We start from the raw sequence: 21537 nt of genomic DNA, 5'->3' as shown, positions 1-21537 counted from the left end.
TCTGTCGCCATGCAGAAGAACCCCACTTTCACCAGTCTGGTCGCGGTCGGCGACTCGTTCACCGAGGGCATGTCGGACCTGCTGCCGGACGGCTCCTACCGGGGCTGGGCCGATGTCCTCGCCGGGCGGATGGCCGCCCGCGCGCCCGGTTTCCGGTACGCGAACCTCGCGGTGCGCGGCAAGCTGATCCGGCAGATCGTGGACGAGCAGGTGGACGTGGCGGCCGCCATGGAAGCCGACGTGATCACGCTGGTGGGCGGGCTCAACGACACGCTCCGCCCCAAGTGCGACATGGGCCGGGTGCGCGGTCTGCTGACGGAGGCCGTGGAACGGCTGGCGCCCGCCTGCAAGCAACTGGTGCTGATGCGCAGCCCGGGCCGTCAGGGCCCGGTCCTTGAACGGTTCCGGCCCCGCATGGAGGAGCTGTTCCTCTGCGTCGACGACCTCGCCGCACGGCACGGCGCGGTCGTCGTCGACCTGTACGGGGCCCCGTCGCTGGGCGACCCGCGCCTGTGGGACGTGGACCGGCTGCACCTGACGGCCGACGGGCACCGGCGGGTCGCGGAGGCGGTGTGGCAGACCCTCGGCTACGAGCCTGAGGACACCGAGTGGCGCACCCCGCCGCCGCCCACGGCGCCGCCGGGGTGGGCCAGGCGCAGGGTCGTCGACGCCCGATTCGCCAGGCAGCACCTGCTCCCGTGGATCGGCCGCCGTCTGACCGGCCGCTCCTCGGGCGACGGGCTGCCGCCGAAGCGGCCCGAACTGCTGCCGTACGAGGGTCCGGCGGCGTAAGCCTGGAGCTCCCGGGAGGCTGCCGGGCGTGACTCAGGTCTCGTAGGTTCCGCCGAACGCAACCGCGGCGCTGGCCTGCAGGAATCGCCAGTAGAATCTGGACACGTGACTTCTGCTCCCGCCAAGCCCCGCATCCCGAACGTCCTCGCCGGACGCTACGCCTCCGCCGAGCTCGCCACGCTCTGGTCCCCCGAGCAGAAGGTGAAGCTGGAGCGTCAGCTCTGGCTCGCCGTGCTGCGGGCCCAGAAGGACCTCGGGATCGAGGTGCCGGACGCGGCGATCGCCGACTACGAGCGCGTCCTCGACACCGTCGACCTGGCGTCCATCGCCGAGCGTGAGAAGGTCACGCGGCACGATGTGAAGGCGCGGATCGAGGAGTTCAACGACCTCGCAGGGCACGAGCACGTGCACAAGGGCATGACGTCCCGCGACCTCACCGAGAACGTCGAGCAGCTGCAGATCCGGCTCTCCCTGGAGCTGATGCGCGACCGTACGGTGGCCGTGCTGGCGCGCCTCGGCAAGCTGGCCGGCGAGTACGGCGAGCTGGTCATGGCCGGCCGCTCGCACAACGTCGCCGCGCAGGCCACGACGCTGGGCAAGCGGTTCGCGACGGCCACCGACGAGCTGCTCGTCGCGTACGGCCGGGTCGAGGAGCTGCTCGGCCGTTATCCGCTGCGCGGCATCAAGGGCCCGGTCGGTACCGCGCAGGACATGCTGGACCTGCTCGGCGGGGACGGCGCCAAGCTGGCGGAGCTGGAGCAGCGGATCGCCGGGCACCTGGGCTTCTCCACGGCCTTCACCTCGGTCGGCCAGGTGTACCCGCGCTCGCTGGACTACGAGGTCGTGACCGCGCTGGTGCAGCTGGCGGCGGCGCCGTCCTCGCTGGCGAAGACGATCCGGCTGATGGCCGGACATGAGCTGGTGACCGAGGGCTTCAAGCCGGGCCAGGTCGGTTCGTCGGCGATGCCGCACAAGATGAACACCCGCTCCTGCGAGCGCGTCAACGGCCTGATGGTCATCCTGCGCGGCTACGCCTCGATGACCGGCGAGCTGGCGGGCGACCAGTGGAACGAGGGCGACGTGTCCTGCTCCGTGGTGCGCCGGGTCGCGCTGCCGGACGCGTTCTTCGCCCTGGACGGCCTGCTGGAGACGTTCCTGACGGTGCTGGACGAGTTCGGCGCGTTCCCGGCCGTGGTCGCCCGTGAGCTGGACCGCTACCTGCCGTTCCTCGCCACCACCAAGGTGCTGATGGGCGCGGTGCGGGCGGGCGTCGGCCGTGAGGTCGCGCACGAAGCGATCAAGGAGAACGCGGTGGCGTCGGCGCTGGCGATGCGCGAGCAGGGCGCCGAGCGCAACGAACTCCTCGACAAGCTCGCCGCGGACGAGCGCATCCCGCTGAGCCGCGCCCAGCTCGACGAGCTGATGGCCGACAAGCTGTCCTTCACCGGCGCCGCGGCCGACCAGGTCGCCGCCGTCGTCGGCCGGGTCGAGGAGATCGTGAAGCAGCGCCCGGACGCCGCGGGCTACACCCCGGGAGCGATCCTCTGACGCGCTTCACCCCCGAGGAACTGGAGGCCGCCCGCGACCGTCTCGTACCGGACGTGATCGCGTCCGGCCTCCGCGTCCTGTTCTGCGGCATCAACCCCGGTCTGATGACGGCGGCGACGGGCCATCACTTCGCCCGCCCCGGCAACCGCTTCTGGCCGGTGCTGCACCTGTCCGGCTTCACGCCCCGCCTCATGAAACCGTCCGAGCAGAGCGAGTTGCTGTCCTACGGCCTCGGCATCACGAACGTCGTCGCACGGGCCACGGCTCGGGCCGACGAGTTGAGCACGGAGGAATACCGCGCGGGCGGACGGCTGCTGGCGACGAAGGTGGCAGAGGCACGGCCGCGCTGGCTGGCCGTGGTGGGGGTCACCGCCTACCGGGCGGCCTTCGACGACCGCAAGGCCCAGGTGGGTCCGCAGGAGCGGACGATCGGTGACACGCGGGTGTGGGTGCTGCCCAATCCGAGCGGGCTGAACGCGCACTGGACGGCCGGGACGATGGCGGAGGAGTTCGCGCGGTTGCGGGTGGCGGCGGAGGGTCAGCAGATCACGGCCAGTCCTTGTCCGTGACGACGACGAACAGCTGAGGTTCGTTCTCCTCGTCCTGGTCGGCGACCGCCAACATGACCGTGCGCCCGGTGCCGGTCGCCTCCCACGTACGCACGTCCTGCGCGAAGGCGGTGAGCGTTGTCCACGGCTGGGACAGGTCCTCACCTCGTGCGATGCGCTCGCCGAGCGTAACGGTCCCCGACCGCAACGGTGTTCCCCAACGCGTGGTGAACCGGCCTATCATCGCCGTCTCATAGGCGTAGCAGTCCTCCGGGCTTGGCCACTCCCCCGGCCCTAACCGGGCTATGAAGTAACCGGGCCCGCCCATGCCCTCCTCCGTCCTGCCGTGCTCCGCGGGAAACTCCCGGGTGCACAGCAGGTCGACGAGGGCCAGGTCCTTCACAATGTCCATGTGATCCAGTAAAGCGCCTCCCTCTGACAATTGGCGTGGCGTCAGACGACTCCTGGGTTCACGCGTCCCGGCGTCGTACGCTCCACGCTCCCGCCACGACCACGGCGGCCGTCCACAGCGCGGTGACCGCAAGGCCCGGCCACGGGCCGAGCGTTCCGTCGTGCGTCTCGTACAGCACGATCTGCCCAGCCCTGTCGGGCAGGTAGTCGGTGAGCCCGCCGGCCGCGTCGCCGATCACGAAGGAGACGACGAGGACGAACGGGATCAGCAGCGACAGGGCGCCCACCCCGCTGCGCAGCAGGGCCGTGAGCCCGGCGGCGAGCAATGCCATGAGCGTGAGGTAGATTCCGGCGCCCACGACGCCCCGCACCTGCTCCCCCACCGTCAGCCCGCTCGCCGCCGGGCCCAGGCCCGCGCGCCCGGCCAGCAGGGCGGCGAACGCGGTCACCAGCCCCACGACCAGAGTCGGTACGGCGATCACCGCCAGCTTCCCCACGAACCACCGCCCGCGCTGCGGCACCGCGGCGAGCGACAGCCGGAGCCCACCCCCGTGGAACTCCGACGACACCGCCATGGCCCCGAAGGAGATGGCGGCGATCTGACCGGGCGCGACACCGGACAGCGCCATGAACAGCGGGTCGAACTCCGGATCGGACGTGTCGGAGACGCCGGCTATCGCGGAGAACAGCGTGGTCGCCGCGAAGAGAGCCAGAAGGGCCCCGAGGAGCGAGCGGAGCGTACGTATCTTCAGCCACTCGGAGTGGAGTACGGGTGCGAACGACATCTCAGGCCTCCTGCGGCTGTGCGGTGAACTCGGTCTCCGAAGCGGTGAGATCGAGATAGGCCTGCTCCAACGTGCCTTCCTCCGTGCTCAGTTCGAGGATCGGTACGCCCGCGGCCGACGTGAGGCGGCCGATGTCGTCCACGCGCGCGTGGTGCACCGTCCAGTGCCCGTCCTCGTGCTCCACGGCGTCGTGGCCGTGCCGGGCGAGGACGTCCTTGAGTGCGGTGGCATCCGTCGTGCGGATCCGCACGCTGGGCTGCACGCGCGCGTGGATGAACTCCCGCATCGGGGTGTCGGCCAGCAGGCGGCCCCGGCCGAGGACCACGAGATGGTCGGCGAAGGAAGCGGTCTCGTTCATCAGATGGCTGGAGACCAGGACGGTGCGCCCCTCCCCCGCGAGCCGGCGCAGCAACCGGCGGATCCAGATGATGCCTTCGGGATCGAGACCGTTCGAGGGCTCGTCGAGCATGACGACCTCGGGGTCCCCGAGCAGCGCGGCGGCGATGCCCAGCCGCTGGCGCATCCCGAGGGAGTACGTCCTCACCCGGCGGCGCGCCACCGACGCGAGCCCGGTCTCCTCCAGCACCTCGTCGACCCGGCGGGACGGGATGCGGTTGCTCGCCGCCAGGGTGCGCAGATGGTCACGGCCGGTACGGGAGCCGTGCGCGGCCTGCGCGTCGAGCAGGGCGCCCACGTGGCGCAGGGGTTCGCGGAATGTGGCGTAGGCCCGGCCGCCGATGGTGGCCGTCCCGGAGGTCGGCCGGTCGAGGCCGAGCACCAGACGCATCGTGGTGGACTTTCCGGCGCCGTTGGGGCCGAGGAAGCCGGTGACGCGGCCGGGGAGGACGCGGACGGTGAGGTGGTCCACGGCTCGCCGGGTGCCGAACTCCTTGGTGAGGTTCTGGACTTCGATGCTGGTCATGGCAGCAGCCTGGCCGGTGGCGGGGTGCGGGGCCTCCCCCGCGCGTGGAGATCGTCTCCCCCGAGCGGGGGAGGTCCGTTGTCAGTGGTGGCTGGCACGATGTCGCAATGGCCCGCATTCTGCGCCCGTTCACCCGGGCGGTGACGTACACACGATGGCTGCATCTGTTCATCGCCGTCGTGTGGCCGGCCATGTGGTGGTACATCGACAACACCCGGATGTACCTGGCGGCGGTGCTCTTGGCGCTCGCCGGGCTCGTGCCGGCGATGCGCACCGTCGAGGGGCTGCAAGCCGGTCTGTTGCTGCTCGGCCGACGGCATGACGCGAAGGACCCGGAGATCGTCACCGCCCGCTCCGCGACCTGGGCCGACCGCGGGCGGACCGTCGTATGGCTCGAGTGCCGACTGCTGCTCGGCTGTGGTGTCTCCTTTCTCACCATCCATCTCCCCATGCTCGCCGGGGACTTGATGAAGACGGCTCAGGGAGGCACCGCGGACCCGGCCACGTTCCTGCACGTGTCGGGCCATCACTGGTGGCACGCGCTGCTCGTGCCCGTCCCCCTCGCCGTGCTCGGTGCGGTGGTCGTCGTCGCCGGCGAATTCATCACCCTTCTCGCCCGCCACCTCCTCGGCCCCTCCCCCGCCGAACGCCTCGCCGCCCTTGAGGAACGCACCGACCAACTGCTCGAACGCACCCGTATCGCCCGCGAGTTGCACGACTCGATCGGCCATGCCCTGACCGTCGCCGTCGTGCAGGCGGGTGCCGCACGCGCAGCCGGCGACCCCGCGTTCACCGACCGTGCCCTGGACGCCATCGAGGAGACCGGCCGGGCCGCCCTGGAGGACCTGGAGCGGGTCCTCGGCATTCTGCGCGAGTCGGAGCGGCCGGTGAGCAGCAGGCCGGCCCTCACCGACGCCGACCGGCTGCTGGAGTCCGCGCGTGCCTCCGGGGCGAAGGTCGACGCCGAACTGACCGGCGCCGTGGACACGCTGCCGGGTCCGGTCTCGCGCGAGGGCTATCGCATCCTCCAGGAGTCGCTGACCAATGTGCTGCGGCACGCGGGCGCCGTTCCCGTCCGGGTCCGCATCGCCGTCGCGGACGGCACCCTCGGCCTGGAGGTCCGCAATCCGCTGACCGCCGACATACCCGGACCGGGCCGGGGCAGCGGTCTGCGCGGCATACGCGAGCGCGCGGCGCTGCTCGGCGGAAGCGCACGGACCGGCCCGGACCGAGGTGACTGGCAGGTCCATGTCGAGCTGCCCCTGCGCTGATCTACGCTGGTCGGATGCCGGTCACCGTTCTCCTCGTCGACGACGAGCCCCTTGTCCGCGCGGGTCTGCGGGCCGTGCTGGAGGCGCAGCCCGACATCGAGGTGGTCGGCGAGGCGGCCGACGGGGCGGCGGTGATCCCGCTGGTGCGGCAGCTGCGGCCGGACGTGGTCGCCATGGACGTACGGATGCCGCTCCTGGACGGCATCGAGGCCACGCGCGCGGTGCTGCGGACGGTGGACGAGCCGCCGAAGATCCTCGTGGTGACGACCTTCGAGAACGACGAGTACGTGTACGAGGCGCTGCGGGCGGGTGCCGACGGCTTCCTGCTGAAGCGGGCGCGGCCCGCCGAGATCGTGCACGCGGTGCGGCTGGTCGCCGAGGGCGAGTCGCTGCTGTTCCCGGCCTCGGTGCGGCAGCTCGCCGCCGAGTACGCGGACGGCGACGGGAACCGCGCGGCCCGCGCCGTGATGGAGCGGGCCCAGTTGACGGAGCGGGAGGCCGAGGTGCTGCGGCTGATGGCCAGAGGGCTGTCGAACGCGGAGATCGCCGCCCGGCTCGTCGTCGGCACGGAGACGGTCAAGTCTCATGTCAGCGCCGTGCTGTCCAAGTTGAGGGCCCGCGATCGCACGCAGGCGGTGATCGCGGCGTACGAGTCGGGGTTCGTCGCGCCGGGCTGATCCCACTCTGCTACCGATCAGCACGGGCCGGGCACTCGCCGGGGTACGGTGCGCCGAGTACGATCCCGCCAACACGCGCACTAGCTGGGAGGACGGACGTTGGGGCGGCTGACCGGCGGGGATCCCTCGCTGCTGCGAAGGATCAATTCCGCGGTGGTGCTGCATGCGCTGCGCGCCACGGACTGCGCCACGCTGACCGAGATCACCCGGGTGACCGGACTGTCCCGGCCGACGGTGGAGGGCGTCGTCGAGGGACTCATCGAGGCCGGACTCGTCGTCGAGAAGGCCGCCGACGAAAGTGTCGCCCGGCGACAGGGGCGGCCTGCGCGGCGCTTCAGGTTCCGGGCCGAGGCCGGTCATCTGCTGGGCCTGGAGATCGGGCCGCATCGGGTCGCCGCGCTCCTCTCCGACCTCGACGGACGGGTGCTGGGCGCGATCGCGAAGGACGTCGACGAGACGGCCCCGGCGGACGAGCGTCTGGAGCGGCTGCGCACCGCGGTCGCCGAGCTGCTGCGCCGGGCCGGTGTCGCCCGCAGCTCCCTGCGGGCCGTCGGCGTCGCCACGCCCGGGATCGTCGAGGAGGACGGCACCGTTCGCCTGGGCACCGCGCTGCCCGAGTGGACAGGGCTGCACCTGGGCGAGCGGCTGAGCCGTTCCTTCAAGTGCCCGGTCCTGGTCGAGAACGACGCCAATGCCGCCGCGGTCGCCGAGCACTGGAAGGGCGCCGCCACCGAATCGGACGACGTCGTGTTCGTACTGGCCGGACTCAGCCCGGGCGCCGGATCGCTGATCGGCGGACGGCTGCACCGCGGGTACGGCGGGGCGGCCGGCGAGATCGGCGCCCTGCACCTGCTCGGCCGTGAGGTGACTCCGGAGACCCTGCTGTCGACGACGGACGAGCCGCTGCATCCGCTGGACGAGCAGGCAGTGGCGGAGGTGTTCGCGCAGGCCCGCGAAGGCGACCAGCGCGCTCGTGCGGCAGTCGACCGCTTCATCCAGCGCCTCGTCCACGATGTGGCCGCGCTCGTCCTGGCCCTCGACCCCGAACTCGTCGTCGTCGGCGGCTGGGCGGCCGGACTGGACGGCGTCCTGGAGCCCTTGCGACGCGAACTGGAGCGCTACTGTCTGCGGCCCCCGAAGGTCACGCTGTCCCTCCTCGGCGAGGCGGCCGTGACGACGGGCGCGCTGCGGCTTGCCCTCGACCATGTGGAGGAGCAGCTCTTCGCGGTGGAGGGCACGGTGACGGCACGCCGCTGACCCGCACCGGGCCGGAAACGCGTCGCGCCCCGGAGAAGCCCGGGGCGCGACGCGTTTCCGGTCCGGCTCTCAGGAGGCCTGGCGTTCCGGCCCCTGGTGTATCTCCACTCCGCCCGAGTCACCGAAGGTCAGCCGGCAGGTGTCCGCGCGGTACGTGGCGACGGAGAGCGCGGCCGTGCGGCCCTCCGCGTTGAAGCGGGTGGTGACGACAAGGACGGGCGATCCGGGGAGCCGGTCCAGCTGCTTGGCGTCGTCCGCGCGGGCCGAGCCCAGCTCGACGGCGCTCTCCTGGCCCTCCAGTTCCAGGCGCTGCAGCTCGCGCAGCACGGCACGCGCGCGTGCGGGCCCCGACGGGGCGTCGATGGCGGAGAGTTCGGGCACCGCCGACTCCGGGACGTAGATCAGTTCGGCCGCGACGGGCTGGCCGTGCGTCCTACGGGAGCGGCGCACCGTGTGCATCGGCTCCTGGGCGCCCGTCTCCAAGGCGGACGCGACCGCCGCGGGCGGGACCTCGGTCGTGCAGTCGACGGGCTGCCAGGCGTCGCCGGCGGCGCCCGGCCAGGTGTGCTGCTCGGTGCCGAGGGCGACGCCGACGCGCGGCGGGGCGACCGTCGTACCGACGCCGCGGCGGCGCTGCAGCCTGCCTTCGAGTTCGAGCTGTTCCAGGGCCTGGCGGAGCGTGGCCCTGGCGACGCCGAAGCGGGCGGCGAGGTCGCGCTCGTTCGGCAGGATCTCGCCCACGGAGAACTCGGAGTCCAATGCCTCACTGAGCACGGTCTTGAGATGCCAGTACTTCGGTTCCGGCACCGATTCCAGCTGCGTGGTCCCCACCCTGTCCTCCGCAATCGCCGTGGTCCGGCGGCGTTTTAGCGCCCTTGTTTATTAAAGGTTGTTGCACTTATCTGCGACCATAGGGCGGCCCCCACCCTTGGTCAAGACCAATCAGGGCGGCTATCCGGCGAGCGACCGGAGCTTGTCGGGGTTGCGGATGATGTAGACGGACTGGATGCGCCCGTCCAGGATCTCCAGCTGGAGGACGCTGTCCGGCTTGTCGCCGGACATCAGCAGCACCGCGGGACCGCCGTTGACTTCCAGGAACCGGAAGGACAGGTCCGGAACGCCGCCGCCCTTGCCTGCCGCACCGGCGATGAAGCGGCCCACCTTGTCGGCGGTCTCCAGCACCCGCACCGGCGCCTTGGCCTTGCCGCCACTGTCGCCCACGAGGCGGACGTCCGGGGCGAGCAGGGACATGAGCCCTTCGATGTCCCCCTCCATGGAGGCGGCGAGGAAGCGCTCGGTGAGATCACGACGCTGGGCCGGGTCGACGTCGTAGCGCGGCCGCCGCTCCTCGACATGCTTGCGGGCGCGCCCGCCGAGTTGCCGTACCGCCGACTCGCTGCGGTCGAGCATCGCGGCGATGTCGGCGTACGGGTAGCCGAACGCCTCCCTCAGGACGAAAACCGCCCGCTCCAGGGGCGACAGCGACTCCAGGACGACGAGGACGGCGAGGGAGACGGAGTCGGCGAGCACGGCCCGGTCCGCGGCGTCCGGCACGGTCTCCCCGAAGTCGGTGACATACGGCTCCGGCAGCCATGGGCCGACGTAGGTCTCGCCGCGCGCCTTGACCTGGCGCAGCCGGTCGATGGCGAGGCGGGTGGTGATGCGCACCAGATAGCCGCGCGGTTCGCGTACCTCGCTCCGGTCCGCCCCGGACCAGCGCAGCCAGGCCTCCTGGACCACGTCCTCCGCGTCGGCCACCCGCCCGAGCATGCGGTAGGCGACTCCCAGGAGAACGGGACGGTGCTCTTCGAAGACGTCGGTCTCGATGTCGGTTGTCACGCATTCCATCCCAACCGACTCATCCGGACCTGTCCAGGCGATATCTGGGGACCGCGTAGACCTTCAGGGGCTACCCGTCGGTAGCAGTTGCTGACAAGCTGTCTATGAGCAGCCCGCCAGCGAGCCCCAGACGAGGAGCAGTTCATGTCGGCCACCGTCTCCTTCAAGGTCCCCTCCGCCCGCGGCCCACGGGCCGTGACCCTCTCCTACGCGCGCGTGGGAACGGGCGAACCGCTGCTCCTGCTGCACGGCATCGGGCACCACCGGCAGGCCTGGGACCCGGTGGTGGACATCCTCGCGACCGAGCGCGATGTGATCGCCGTCGATCTGCCCGGGTTCGGCGCGTCCCCGGCCCTTCCGGAAGGCCTCGCACACGATCTGCCCACGATGAACGCCGCGCTCGGCGCACTGTGCGAGGCGTTGGAGGTCGAACGGCCGCATGTCGCGGGCAACTCGCTCGGCGGCCTGCTGGCCCTCGAACTCGGCCGCGAAAAGCTCGTACGGTCCGTGACCGCCCTGTCCCCGGCCGGGTTCTGGACACCGGCCGAACGACGCTACGCCTTCGGCGTCCTGCTGGGGATGCGGCAGATCGCCACGCGGATGCCCCCGCCGCTGGTCGAGCGGCTGTCCCGTTCGGCGGCCGGCCGTACGGTCCTGACGAGCACTATCTACGCCCGCCCGGCACGCCGTTCACCCGAGGCCGTGGTCGCCGAGACCCTCGCGCTGGTGAACGCCTCGGCATTCTCCGAGACCCTCCGGGCCGGCTCCGAGGTCCAGTGGACCGACGACATCCAGGGCATCCCGGTCACCGTGGCCTGGGGCTCCAGGGACCGGCTCCTCGTGCGCCGGCAGGGGGTCCGGGCCAAGCAGATCATTCCGCGGGCCCGGCTGGTGCGGCTGCCCGGCTGCGGTCACGTCCCCATGAACGACGACCCGGCGCTGGTCGCCCGCGTGATCCTCGACGGCAGTCGCTGACCGGCGCCGGGCCAACGCGCCCGATCCGAGGGCGACTCCGGCACCGACGAGGGCACTGCCGACGGCCTGCACGGCCCCGTAGGAGCCCGTTCCGACGAGGGGCGCGGTGCCGGCCGCCGCGACCGGGATCAGGCCGGAGAACAGCGTGGCGCGCTCCGCGCCGATCCGCTGCATGGCCATGTACCAGCACACGAATCCGATGACGGTGACGATCGCCGCCTGCCACAGCAGTGCGGCGGCCTCCGTGCCGTCGGGTCGCCGCAGCCACGCGCCGCCGTCCAGGAGGAGCCCGGCCGCCAGGGACTCGAGTGCGGCGACGCCACACACCGTGGCGGACAGCAGCCGCGGGCCCAGGGGCCGCAGCACGGGCACGGCGAGCACCGCGAAACCGACCTCACCGGCGAGTGCGCACACCGAGAACGCGATTCCGGCGCCGTCCGTGCGTCCCCAGCCCTGGACCGTGAAGGCGCCGACGGCGACGAGCAACGCGCCGTACAGGACGACGCGTTGGGGTCGGCGTCCGTCCAGGAGTGGCACGAGGACCGCCACCATCACGGGCGCGCAGCCGACGAAGACGCCCGGAACGGCCGGTTCGGCGGTGCGCTCCGCCGCGATGACCGCCAGGTTGAAGCCGACCATGCCCACGCCCGCGAGCAGCGCGAGGCGGGCCCAGTGGCGGGGCGTGAGCGTCCGCAGCCGGGCCGTGGCGTCCCGGCCGGCCAGCGGGACGAGCAGCAGGAAGGCCAGGCCGTAGCGGAGGAACTGGCCGCCGGCGTACGGGTATTCACCGAGGACGCTGTTGGCGGTGAAGGACCCTCCTACGAGGACACAGGCGAGCGCGGCGAGCAGGGCTCCCCGTGTGGTGGTGGCGTTCATGGACACGACGCTAGGAATCACGGCGGTCCGGTTTAAGGTCCACTTTCATGAGGCCATCGGAGACCAATCGGAGTGGGGAGCCGTACGAGTCCGAGGAACAGGAGCCGCCATCGGGTGCCGATCCGGGATCCCCGGCCTGGGAGCTGCTCCTGCCGGCCGCTTCCGCACCGGCACGCGCGCGTGGGCGCTCGTTGCAGGCGGCACTGCGGGAGGCGGTGCGGGCGGGCAGGCTCGCGCCGGGGACCCGGCTGCCGTCGAGCCGTGATCTGGCCGCCGACCTCGGGGTGTCGCGCGGGCTGATCACGGAGGCGTACGAGCAGCTGACCGCGGAGGGCTATCTGCGCAGCGGGCGGGGTGCGGGGACCTGGGTGGGCGGTGCCGTACGGGCCGCGTCGCCACGCGCGCGTGACCTCGCTCCGCGCCTGCCGGGCGCCCGGGCCGACTTCGTGCCCGGGACGCCGGACCTGTCGCTGTTCCCGCGTGCCGCGTGGGCGGCGGCCCAGCGCGGGGTGCTGGCCGAGCTGCCGCACCACGACCTCGGCTATCCCGATCCGCGCGGACTGCCCCGGCTGCGTACGGCGCTGGCCGAACTGCTCGCCCGCCGCCGCGGCGTGGTCGCGGACCCGGAGCGGATCCTGGTCGTCTCCGGCGTGGCCCAGGCGACGACGTTGCTCGGATTCGCCCTGCACGCGCGCGGGCTGACAGCCGTCGGCGCCGAGAACCCGGGCAGCCCGCAGCACGACGCCCTGTATGCCGCGGCCGGCGTCGCCACCGTGCCGGTGCCCCTGGACGACGAAGGGCTGGCCATCGGCCCGCTGCGCGACTCGGGCGTACGGTCGGTCGTGGTGACGCCGGCGCACCAGTTCCCCACCGGGATCGCCTACTCCGCGCGCCGTCGGGCCGAACTGCTCGACTGGGCACGGTCCGTGGACGGCTTCGTCCTGGAGGACGACTACGACGGCGACTTCCGCTACGACCGCGCTCCGGTCGGTGCGCTCCAAGGACTCGACCCGGAACGCGTCGCCTACGCGGGGTCGGTCAGCAAGTCCCTCGCTCCGGGGCTCCGGCTCGGCTGGCTGCTCGTACCGGAGGCGCTCGCCGATGAGGTGATCGAGCGCAAGCGCACCATGGATCTCGGCCATCCCACCCTCGACCAGGCGCTGTTCGCCCGGTTCGTGGAGCGCGGCGACTACGACCGTCAGCTGCGCCGCTGCCAGCGCGCGTACCGCGACCGGCGCGACACGCTCGTGGCCGCCCTGGAGGAACACTTCCCCGGCTCGGCGGTGTCCGGGATCGCGGCGGGCCTGCACGTCATCGCCACCCTCCCCCTCCGGTACGGGCCCGAAAAGCACTTCCTCGCGCGCGTGGCCGACGCCGGTGTCATGGTGCGTCCGCTGGAGGACTACGCGCACGCGACGGCCGACATCGGCGGCAGCAAGGACGTACGGCTGGTGCTGGGCTACGCCCACCTGTCACCGACGCGCATCCGGGCAGGCGTACGGCTGATGGCAGAGGCCGTCAGGGGCTGACAACGGCGCGCCCCGCATGACCGACCAGTCTGTTCCCTTGTTCCCGCGGTCGGTTGTTCACTTGTGGTTTGCGTGTGCGCTGCGGCGCACCAGTAGTTGTGGCATCGCACATTGACCGGATCTGGTCCCCGGAGGCGCATCCATGTCACACCGTCCCTTCCCCGGCCGTCGCAGCGTCCTGCGCGGCTCCCTCGCCGCGTCGGCGGCCCTGACCCTCCCGCCCGCGCTGGGCGCGGCACCGGCCCTCGCGCTGTCCGGGCGTCCCAAGGCCGGCTGGGGCGTGCAGACGGGAGACGTGACCTGCGACTCCGGTCTGGTGTGGGTGCGTTCCGACCGTCCCGCCCGGATGATCGTCGAGACGTCCGCGACCGAGTCGTTCCGCAACCCGCGCAGATGGCGCGGCCCGCTGCTCGGCGCCGGCACCGACTTCACCGGCACGACCCGGCTGCGCGGACTCCCGTCCGGCGAGCAGATCCACTACCGCGTCCTGCTGGCCGACCCGGACGACCCGCGCCGCACCGGCGAGCCGGTCACCGGCACCTTCCGCACGGCGTCCGACAAGCGGCGCGACGGCGTCCGCTTCGTCTGGTCCGGCGACCTCGCCGGGCAGGGCTGGGGCATCAACCCGGAGTTCGGGGGCTACCGGATCTACGACGCGATGGCGAAGCTCGACCCCGACTTCTTCATCGGCAGCGGCGACAACATCTACGCCGACGGCCCGATCACCGAGACCGTGGCCCTGCCCGACGGCAGCACCTGGCGGAACATCACCACCGAGGAGAAGTCCAAGGTGGCCGAGACGCTGGCGGAGTTCCGCGGCAACTTCCGCTACAACCTGCTGGACGAGAACCTGCGTGCCTTCAACGCCCAGGTCCCGTCCATCATCCAGTGGGACGACCACGAGGTCACCAACAACTGGTATCCGGGCGAGATCCTCACCGACACCCGGTACACCGAGAAGAACGTCGACGTGCTCGCCGCGCGCGCCCGGCAGGCGTTCTCGGAGTACTACCCGATCTCGACGCTGCGCCGCCCCGACGGCCGGGTCTACCGGGTCCAGCACCACGGCCCGCTGCTCGACGTCTTCGTCCTGGACATGCGCACCTACCGCAACGCCAACTCGCCGGACAACCAGACCACCGACCCGGTCGGCATCCTGGGCAGCGAGCAACTGGAGTGGCTCAAGCGCGAGCTGTCCCGCTCGCGTGCGGTGTGGAAGGTGATCGCCTCCGACATGCCGCTCGGCCTGGTCGTACCGGACACCGGCGACGGCAAGCCCAACATAGAGGCCGTCGCGCAGGGTGACCCCGGCGCGCCGCTCGGCCGTGAGCTGCAGATCGCCGAGTTGCTGCGGTTCATCAAGCACCGCCGGATCACGGGCACGGTCTGGCTGACCGCCGATGTGCACTACACCTCGGCGCAGCACTACCTGCCGTCCCGGGCCGCGTTCACCGACTTCGAGCCGTTCTGGGAGTTCGTCTCGGGCCCGCTCAACGCCGGTGCCTTCCCCGCGAACACGCTCGACAACACCTTCGGCCCGGACCGGGTGTTCCTCAAGGCGCCGACCACGGCGAACGTCTCCCCCGCCGGCGGCTACCAGTTCTTCGGCGAGGTCGACATCGACGGCCACAGCGGGGAACTGACGGTGCGGCTGCGCGAGTCGGACGGCACGGTGCTCTTCACGCAGGCGCTGCAGCCGGGACGCGTCGGCCAGTAGGTCCCGTAACCTCGTATCAGTGCCGCGTACCGGCGTCATCCCCTGGTGCGCGGCACTGACGTTTCACAAAAGCGACAGAAGGCTGCTTTACCCGTCAGTCACAGTGCGTTCGTGATCACGCAACACCCTTCCTTCACAGTGGCTGCATGAGTCGAGACATATCTGATGTGACGCGTGCACAGCACGGTCGTACGGTGCACCACTGGCGGCGGGACATCACGGCGGCGTTCCACACATGGTGGACACGACGCCACGGTCACGCCCCGCCGACGGGTGATACCAGCACCCGGCCGCTCCCCACGGAGCAGGCCGGGGTCCGGGAGCGTGCCCTGTGGCGGATGCGGACGACGGTGAAAGACGAACCGGGGTCGCTGGCCGCGCTCTGCATCGCCCTCGCCGGGCAGCAGGTCGACATCCTCAGCCTCCAGACGCATCCGCTGGCCGAGGGCACGGTGGACGAGTTCCTGCTGCGGGCTCCCGGTGAGCTCGCGGCGGACGAGATCACGCAGGCGATCACCCAGGCCGGCGGCACGGGTACGTGGATCGAGCGGGCCGACGCGCATGACCTGGTCGACGCGCCGACCCGAGTGCTCGGCCTCGCCACCCGCACCGCCCTGGACGCGGCGGAACTCCCGCTCGCGCTGCGCCAGTTGCTGGGTCGCTGCACCATCCGCTCGCTCCCCGCCACCCCGCCCGGCGGCGGCCGGGCGCCCGAAGGCGTCCCGGTGGAAGGGGCGTTGGAGGACACCGTGATGCGGCTGCGGGCACCGGAAGGCGGAGTGATCACCGTGGAGCGGCCGTATCTGCCGTTCACCCCGACCGAGTTCGCCCGGGCGCGGGCGCTGGTGGAGCTGGACGCCCGGCTCGGCCCGCGCGTTCCGCGTGGCCAGGACGTTCTCACGCTCCCCGAGGGCAACGCGATCACCGTCCGCCGCGCCGGCACGGACGATCTGGAGGCCGCGACGGCGATGCACGAGCGGTGCTCGGCACGGACGTTGTCCCTGCGGTACCACGGGCCTGTCGGTGACGCGCATCGTTACCTCCACCATCTGCTGAGCCCGCGCTTCGGCCGGACCCTTGCGGTGCAGACCGCGTCCGGGCGGATCGTGGGGCTCGGGCATCTGCTGTGGGACGGGGACGAGACGGAGGTCGCGCTGCTGGTCGAGGACGAGTGGCAGGGGCGTGGCATCGGCAGCGAGTTGCTCCGCAGGTTGGTCGCGATGGCGGTCGAGGCCGGTTGCGAGAATGTGTACGCGGTGACGCAGTCGTCCAACACCGGCATGGTTGCCGCGATGCGTGGTCTGGGGCTGCCTCTCGACTATCAGATCGAGGAGGGGACTCTGGTGATCACGGCTCGGCTGGATTCTCCGCTGGGAGCGGCGGAGGGCACGGTGGGGGTTACTAGGGCCTAGGCGCCGTTGGGCTACGGGGCGCTGGCGGGTGCGGGTTCGTTGTGGCTTGTCGCGCCCCGCGGCGGAGCCGCATATCGATACAGCCCCGCGCCCCTGTCGGGGCGCCCTAGCGCGCCGTCTATATCTCGCCACAGGTCCTCTACGTCCTCCAAACCCACCGACAGGCGCAGCAACTTGTCGCTCACCCCGGCGTCCTTTCGGTCCGTCGTGTCCACTATGCGGTGGCTGATGGATGCCGGGTGCTGGATGAGGGTGTCTACGCTGCCGAGGCTCACGGCGGGGGTGATCAGGCGGACGTCGGCGATGACCTGGTGGGGGTCGCCGTGGACCTCGAAGGCGATCATGGCGCCGCCGATGCGTGGGTAGTGGACGCGGGCCACGCGAGGGTCGGCGGCGAGGCGGCGGGCGAGTTCGGCGGCGTTCGCGGATGCCGCACGGACGCGCACCGGCAGTGTCGCGAGGCCGCGCAGCAGCAGGTAGCCGGCCAGCGGGTGCAGAACGCCGCCCGTTGCGAAGCGGACCTGCCGCAGCCGTCCGGCGAACTCCTCGTCGCAGGCGACCACGCCGGCCAGCACGTCACCGTGCCCGCCGAGGTACTTGGTGGCGCTGTGCAGCACGAGCCGGGCGCCGTGTTCGGCGGGGCGTTGCAGGACCGGTGTGGCGAAGGTGTTGTCGGCGAGCAGCGGTACGGAGCCGCAGGCGTGGGCGACCGCGCGCAGGTCGATTTCGGCCAGCGTGGGGTTCGCCGGGGACTCGACCATGACCAGTCCCGTGTCGGGTCGCAGCGCCGCCGCGATCCCGGCCGGGTCGGTCCACGTCACCTCCGAGCCCAGCAGACCGGCGGTGAGCAGATGGTCGCTGCAGCCGTACAGGGGCCGTACGGCCACGACATGGCGCAGGCCGAGCGAGCCCCGTACGAGAAACACCGCGCTCAGTGCTGCCATCCCGCTGGCGAAGGCGACGGCGGACTCGGTGCCTTCGAGGCGGGCCAGGGCGGTCTCGAAGCGGGCGACGGTGGGGTTGCCCAGCCGTCCGTAGACCGGCGGGCCCTCCGGCATGGCGCCGGTGGTGGCGAAGGCGTCGATGCGGGCCGCCTCGCCCTGACTGTCGTACGACGGATACGTGGTGGACAGGTCGATCGGCGGGGCGTGCAGGCCCTGGCGGGCGAGGTCGTCGCGGCCTGCGTGCACGGCCTCGGTGGCGAGGGCTCTCGATGCGGTGGGCGTGTCCATGAGGGAAGAGTGAACGCCGACCGGGTCACCGCCGCCGAATGCCGTGTTACGTTCGGCCGGTGCCTGAATCTGTCGTACTGGACCCGGTGGATCTCCAGCTGCTGCGGCTGCTGCAGAACGACGCCCGGACGACGTACCGCGACCTCGCCGCGCAGATCGGCGTGGCACCGTCGACCTGCCTGGACCGGGTGACCAGGCTGCGCCGCGCGGGGGTCATACTCGGGCATCGGCTGCGGCTGGATCCGGCCAAGCTGGGGCGTGGGCTTGAGGCGTTGCTGTCGGTTCAGGTCAGGCCGCACCGGCGGGAGTTGGTGGGGCCGTTCGTGGAGCGCATCCGGGCGCTGCCCGAGTCGCTGACCGTCTTCCATCTGACCGGCCCGGACGACTATCTCGTGCATGTCGCGGTCGCGGACATGGCGGATCTGCAGCGACTGGTCCTGGACGAGTTCACCTCCCGCCGGGAAGTGGCCCGGGTGGAGACACGGTTGATCTTCCAGAAGTGGGACTGCGGCCCGCTGCTGCCGCCCTCCACCCCGGCCCAATCCACGTGACGGCTGCGTCCCCTCGTACGAGGATGGTCCGCATGTCAGAGACCAAGAGCCCGCTGCCCCGCGAGGTCGCCGACGCCTACGTCGACGAGCTCATCGCCCTCGACCCGATCACCGGCACCTTCCTCGGCGTGAAGGAGAGTTCGAGCAGGCTGCCGGACACCTCGCCGGCCGGCCAGGAGGCGATCGCGGAGCTTACGCGCCGGACGCTGGCCCGGCTGGACGAGTCGGAGCGCCTGCCCGGCGCGGACAGTGACATCGAGCGCCGGTGCGCGCGCCTGCTGCGCGAGCGGCTCAGCGCCGAACTCGCCGTGCATGAGGCCGAGGAGGGCCTGCGTTCCGTCAGCAACCTGAGTTCCGTCGCGCATGCGGTGCGCCAGGTGTTCACCGTGACGCCGACGCAGACGGAGGAGGACTGGGCGGCGATCGCCGAGCGGCTGCGCGCCGTCCCGACCGCGCTGGAGGGCTACCGGGAGTCCCTGGCGCTCGGCCTGGAGCGGAAGCTGTACGCCGGTCCGCGTGCCACCGCCACCTTCGTCGAGCAGCTCGGCGAGTGGGCCGACACGGACGGTCAGGGCCACGGCTGGTTCGAGCAGTTCGCGGCGGCCGGTCCCGACGCCCTGCGCTCCGAGCTGGACGAGGCGGCCCGCTCGGCCACCGCGGCCATCGTGACGCTGCGCGACTGGATGCGGGACGTGTACGCACCGGCGATCGAGGGCGCGCCGGACGTCGTGGGCCGCGAGCGGTACGCCGGCTGGGTCCGCTACTTCAACGGCACCGACCTCGACCTGGACGAGGCGTACGCGTACGGCTGGTCCGAGTACCGCCGCCTCCTCGGCGAGATGAAGACCGAGGCCGACAAGATCCTGCCCGGCGCGGCCACGCCGTGGGTGGCACTCGCGCACCTCGACGAGCACGGCACGCACATCGAGGGCGTCGACGAGGTACAGCGCTGGCTGCAGTCCCTGATGGACGAGGCGATCGACTCGCTCGACGGCACGCACTTCGACCTGGCCGAGCGGGTGCGGCGGGTGGAGTCGCGCATCGCCCCTCCGGGCAGCGCCGCGGCGCCGTACTACACGCCGCCGTCGGACGACTTCTCGCGCCCGGGCTGCACCTGGCTGCCGACGATGGGCAAGGACCGCTTCCCGGTCTACGACCTGGTGTCGACCTGGTACCACGAGGGCGTGCCCGGTCACCACCTCCAGCTGGCCCAGTGGAAGCACGTGGCGCAGAACCTCTCCCGCTACCAGGCGAGCGTCGGCATGGTGAGCGCCAACGCCGAGGGCTGGGCGCTGTACGCCGAGCGGCTGATGGACGAGCTGGGCTTCCTGACGGACGCCGAGCGTCGGCTCGGCTATCTGGACGCGCAGATGATGCGCGCGGTGCGCGTGATCATCGATATCGGCATGCACCTGGAGCTGATGATCCCGGACGACTCCCCCTTCCACCCCGGCGAGCGCTGGACGCCCGAGCTGGCGCAGGAGTTCTTCGGCTCCCACAGCAGCCGTCCCGGGGACTTCGTGGAGAGCGAGCTGACCCGCTACCTGTCCATGCCGGGCCAGGCCATCGGCTACAAGCTCGGCGAGCGTGCCTGGCTGCTGGGCCGGGAGAACGCCCGCAAGCGGCTCGGCGACGCCTTCGATCCCAAGGCCTGGCACATGGCGGCGCTGTCGCAGGGCTCGCTGGGGCTGGACGACCTGGTCGACGAGCTGTCGGCACTCTGACCGTCCACGTTGTGATCAGCGCCGGAACCCGCCCTCCGAGTCGATGACCTGACCCGTGACCCACTCCGCCTCGTCCGTCGCCAGCCAGGCGATGAGACGGGCGGGGTCGTCGGGCATGCCCCACCGGCCGGCGGGGAAGCGGGCGGCGACAGCCTCATAGGCGTCGCCCGTCAGGTAATCCGTGTCCACGGGGCCGGGGTTGACGGTGTTCACCGTGATCGCCTGCTCGGCGAGCGTGGTCGCCAGAGAGCGGGTGATGGAGGCGAGGGCACCCTTCTGCAGCGCGTAGGCGATCTCGCCGGGCATACCACCCGCGATGTCCTGGCCGGAGGTCATCATCACCACACGTCCGCCACGGGGCCGCTCCGGCTGCCGGGCGTAGGCCTGGATCAGCAGCAGCACCGAGCGGGTGTCGACCGCCCAGTGCGCGTCGAGCATCGCCGCGTCGATCTCGTCGAGCGTTCCGTCGGAGCCGCTGAGGGCGTGGTTGGCGACGAGGATGTCGAGCCGTCCGCCGAGCGCCGAGGCGGCCGTGGCGATCAGGTGGGCGGGTGCCGCCGGGTCGGAGAGGTCACCGGGACCGGCGACGACACGGGCCTGGGGATCGCCGAGCGCCGCGCGCACGGACGCGGTCACGTCCTCGGGGCGGTCGGCGCCCCAGGGCATGGCGGCGTCGTGCGGCACATGGTGATGCAGATAGACGCTCGCGCCGTACGCGGCGAGCCGCCGGGCCACCGCATGACCGATGCCGCCGCGCCGACTGGCACCGGTCACGAGGGCGGTGCGGCCACGCAGGGGCAGGGGGTCACGGCGCAGGGCGTCGGGGGCGGGGTGCGGGAGTCGGGGCATGGTCGACCATGATGGGGAACGGGTGAGCGGGGCGCATCTGATTTCCCGGGTGAGCCATCCGACCTGAAGGCAGGTGAGCCACCCGACCTGAGCGTCAGTCCGCCAGCCGCCGCAACTGCACCAGCCCCAGCCAGGTCTCCGGCCCGGGCTGCACCTGCGCCGCCCGGACCGCGTACGGCCCCGGCTCCAGGGCGATCCTCAGGTGGCCGGCCCGCTCGGAATCCCCTCCGGGCCAGGCCGAGTCGAACAGCAGCACCGGCCCGGGCACGTGCCAGCGCACCTCGTCCGCCCAGACGGCGGTGGCGAGGGCCTCGGGGACATGGGCAAGGAGTTCGTCCTCGGAGTCGGCCGCGCACCACCGTACGAAGGTGTCGTGGGCCGGCAGGAAGGTGGTCAAGGCCGGCTCGTCGCCCAGGACCAGGGCCGCGGAGTCCCCGACCGGGAGCAGCCCGACGAAGCCGTCGACCTCGCAGGCCCGGTCGTAGTCGGAGGCGGTCTCGTCGCCGTCGGCGCCCGCCCAGAACGGCAGCACCGTCTCCGGCACCGCTATGAGCGGCCCGCCGCCCGACTCGACCCACTCCACGACGCCCGGTTCCGCGTATCGCACCATGGCGCAAAAACC

Annotated in this window: 20 protein-coding genes and 1 pseudogene; 12 read left to right on the top strand and 9 right to left on the bottom strand. The window is 71.8% G+C overall.

Annotated features, from left to right (window positions below):
* Positions 1-9 precede the first annotated feature (9 nt).
* From ACTWQO_RS09650 to mug, 3 genes are all read left to right on the top strand, one after another.
* Entirely contained in the window at positions 10-792 is a 783-nt protein-coding gene (locus ACTWQO_RS09650; RefSeq protein WP_443236796.1) for an SGNH/GDSL hydrolase family protein, read from the top strand.
* A 105-nt stretch (positions 793-897) separates the two neighbouring features.
* Positions 898-2340, top strand: coding sequence for an adenylosuccinate lyase (gene purB, locus ACTWQO_RS09645; RefSeq protein ID WP_443236795.1), 1443 nt, complete (start codon positions 898-900; stop codon positions 2338-2340).
* Positions 2337-2909 carry a G/U mismatch-specific DNA glycosylase gene (mug, locus tag ACTWQO_RS09640; protein ID WP_443236898.1) on the top strand — a complete coding sequence of 191 codons (573 nt, stop codon included), beginning with the start codon at positions 2337-2339 and terminating at the stop codon, positions 2907-2909. Before purB ends, mug begins: the two co-directional genes overlap by 4 nt.
* Here mug and ACTWQO_RS09635 read toward each other — a convergent pair.
* Genes ACTWQO_RS09635 through ACTWQO_RS09625 form a run of 3 tightly spaced genes read right to left on the bottom strand, consistent with a single transcriptional unit; the run spans position 2887 to position 5006 of the window.
* Complete coding sequence (locus ACTWQO_RS09635; protein ID WP_443236794.1) at positions 2887-3300, bottom strand: hypothetical protein; 414 nt, start codon at positions 3298-3300, stop codon at positions 2887-2889. The genes mug and ACTWQO_RS09635 overlap by 23 nt on opposite strands.
* A 58-nt stretch (positions 3301-3358) precedes the next feature.
* A complete protein-coding gene (locus ACTWQO_RS09630; protein WP_443236793.1) occupies positions 3359-4084 on the bottom strand; it encodes an ABC transporter permease in 726 nt (241 codons plus the stop codon).
* A gap of 1 nt (position 4085) precedes the next feature.
* Positions 4086-5006 (bottom strand): ABC transporter ATP-binding protein, encoded by a 921-nt coding sequence (locus ACTWQO_RS09625; protein WP_443236792.1) that lies wholly within the window; start codon positions 5004-5006, stop codon positions 4086-4088.
* 107 nt (positions 5007-5113) lie between these two features.
* Here ACTWQO_RS09625 and ACTWQO_RS09620 point away from each other — a divergent pair, with 107 nt between their 5' ends.
* The 3 genes from ACTWQO_RS09620 (at position 5114) to ACTWQO_RS09610 (ending at position 8211) form a co-directional block, all read left to right on the top strand.
* A complete protein-coding gene (locus ACTWQO_RS09620) occupies positions 5114-6277 on the top strand; it encodes a sensor histidine kinase (RefSeq protein WP_443236791.1) in 1164 nt (387 codons plus the stop codon).
* 14 nt (positions 6278-6291) lie between these two features.
* Positions 6292-6954, top strand: coding sequence for a response regulator transcription factor (locus ACTWQO_RS09615; RefSeq protein WP_443236790.1), 663 nt, complete (start codon positions 6292-6294; stop codon positions 6952-6954).
* Positions 6955-7053: 99 nt separating this feature from the next.
* Entirely contained in the window at positions 7054-8211 is a 1158-nt protein-coding gene (locus ACTWQO_RS09610; protein WP_443236789.1) for an ROK family transcriptional regulator, read from the top strand.
* A 69-nt stretch (positions 8212-8280) separates the two neighbouring features.
* Here ACTWQO_RS09610 and ACTWQO_RS09605 read toward each other — a convergent pair whose 3' ends face one another.
* Both ACTWQO_RS09605 and sigJ read right to left on the bottom strand, forming a co-directional pair.
* Entirely contained in the window at positions 8281-9042 is a 762-nt protein-coding gene (locus ACTWQO_RS09605; RefSeq protein ID WP_443236788.1) for a GntR family transcriptional regulator, read from the bottom strand.
* 120 nt (positions 9043-9162) lie between these two features.
* Positions 9163-10050, bottom strand: a complete 888-nt coding sequence (gene sigJ, locus ACTWQO_RS09600; protein WP_443236787.1) for an RNA polymerase sigma factor SigJ — start codon at positions 10048-10050, stop codon at positions 9163-9165.
* Between the two features lie 144 nt (positions 10051-10194).
* On the opposite strand from sigJ, the gene ACTWQO_RS09595 reads away from it, so the two are divergent.
* The gene (locus ACTWQO_RS09595; protein WP_443236786.1) at positions 10195-11025 is read left to right on the top strand and encodes an alpha/beta fold hydrolase; all 831 of its coding nucleotides are present in this window, start codon (positions 10195-10197) and stop codon (positions 11023-11025) included.
* 87 nt (positions 11026-11112) lie between these two features.
* Here ACTWQO_RS09595 and ACTWQO_RS09590 read toward each other — a convergent pair.
* Positions 11113-11901: pseudogene (locus ACTWQO_RS09590) on the bottom strand (DMT family transporter); the annotation flags it as partial.
* Positions 11902-11948: 47 nt separating this feature from the next.
* On the opposite strand from ACTWQO_RS09590, the gene pdxR reads away from it, so the two are divergent.
* The 3 genes from pdxR to ACTWQO_RS09575 all read left to right on the top strand — a co-directional run bounded on the left by pdxR (position 11949) and on the right by ACTWQO_RS09575 (position 16559).
* Positions 11949-13430: a MocR-like pyridoxine biosynthesis transcription factor PdxR gene (gene pdxR / locus ACTWQO_RS09585; RefSeq protein ID WP_443236785.1), complete on the top strand. Its 1482-nt coding sequence runs from the start codon at positions 11949-11951 to the stop codon at positions 13428-13430.
* A gap of 142 nt (positions 13431-13572) precedes the next feature.
* Entirely contained in the window at positions 13573-15147 is a 1575-nt protein-coding gene (locus ACTWQO_RS09580) for an alkaline phosphatase D family protein (RefSeq protein WP_443236784.1), read from the top strand.
* A 146-nt stretch (positions 15148-15293) separates the two neighbouring features.
* Positions 15294-16559, top strand: coding sequence for a GNAT family N-acetyltransferase (locus ACTWQO_RS09575; protein ID WP_443236783.1), 1266 nt, complete (start codon positions 15294-15296; stop codon positions 16557-16559).
* A gap of 11 nt (positions 16560-16570) precedes the next feature.
* On the opposite strand, the gene ACTWQO_RS09570 is transcribed toward ACTWQO_RS09575, so the two are convergent.
* The gene (locus tag ACTWQO_RS09570; RefSeq protein ID WP_443236782.1) at positions 16571-17791 is read right to left on the bottom strand and encodes a trans-sulfuration enzyme family protein; all 1221 of its coding nucleotides are present in this window, start codon (positions 17789-17791) and stop codon (positions 16571-16573) included.
* A gap of 59 nt (positions 17792-17850) precedes the next feature.
* On the opposite strand from ACTWQO_RS09570, the gene ACTWQO_RS09565 reads away from it, so the two are divergent.
* Together ACTWQO_RS09565 and ACTWQO_RS09560 are read left to right on the top strand one after the other, a co-directional pair.
* The gene (locus tag ACTWQO_RS09565; protein ID WP_443236781.1) at positions 17851-18342 is read left to right on the top strand and encodes an Lrp/AsnC family transcriptional regulator; all 492 of its coding nucleotides are present in this window, start codon (positions 17851-17853) and stop codon (positions 18340-18342) included.
* Between the two features lie 32 nt (positions 18343-18374).
* Positions 18375-20066, top strand: a complete 1692-nt coding sequence (locus ACTWQO_RS09560; protein WP_443236780.1) for a DUF885 domain-containing protein — start codon at positions 18375-18377, stop codon at positions 20064-20066.
* Between the two features lie 15 nt (positions 20067-20081).
* Here the strand turns inward: ACTWQO_RS09560 and ACTWQO_RS09555 are convergent, their stop codons facing one another.
* Both ACTWQO_RS09555 and ACTWQO_RS09550 read right to left on the bottom strand, forming a co-directional pair.
* Positions 20082-20915, bottom strand: a complete 834-nt coding sequence (locus ACTWQO_RS09555) for an SDR family oxidoreductase (protein ID WP_443236779.1) — start codon at positions 20913-20915, stop codon at positions 20082-20084.
* Between the two features lie 94 nt (positions 20916-21009).
* Entirely contained in the window at positions 21010-21525 is a 516-nt protein-coding gene (locus tag ACTWQO_RS09550) for an immunity 21 family protein (protein ID WP_443236778.1), read from the bottom strand.
* Between the last annotated feature and the right edge of the window lie 12 nt (positions 21526-21537).

Source organism: Streptomyces sp. 4N124 (genome assembly GCF_052245395.1).
Classification (GTDB): domain Bacteria; phylum Actinomycetota; class Actinomycetes; order Streptomycetales; family Streptomycetaceae; genus Streptomyces.
This window is presented reverse-complemented; position numbering and strand designations above follow the sequence as displayed.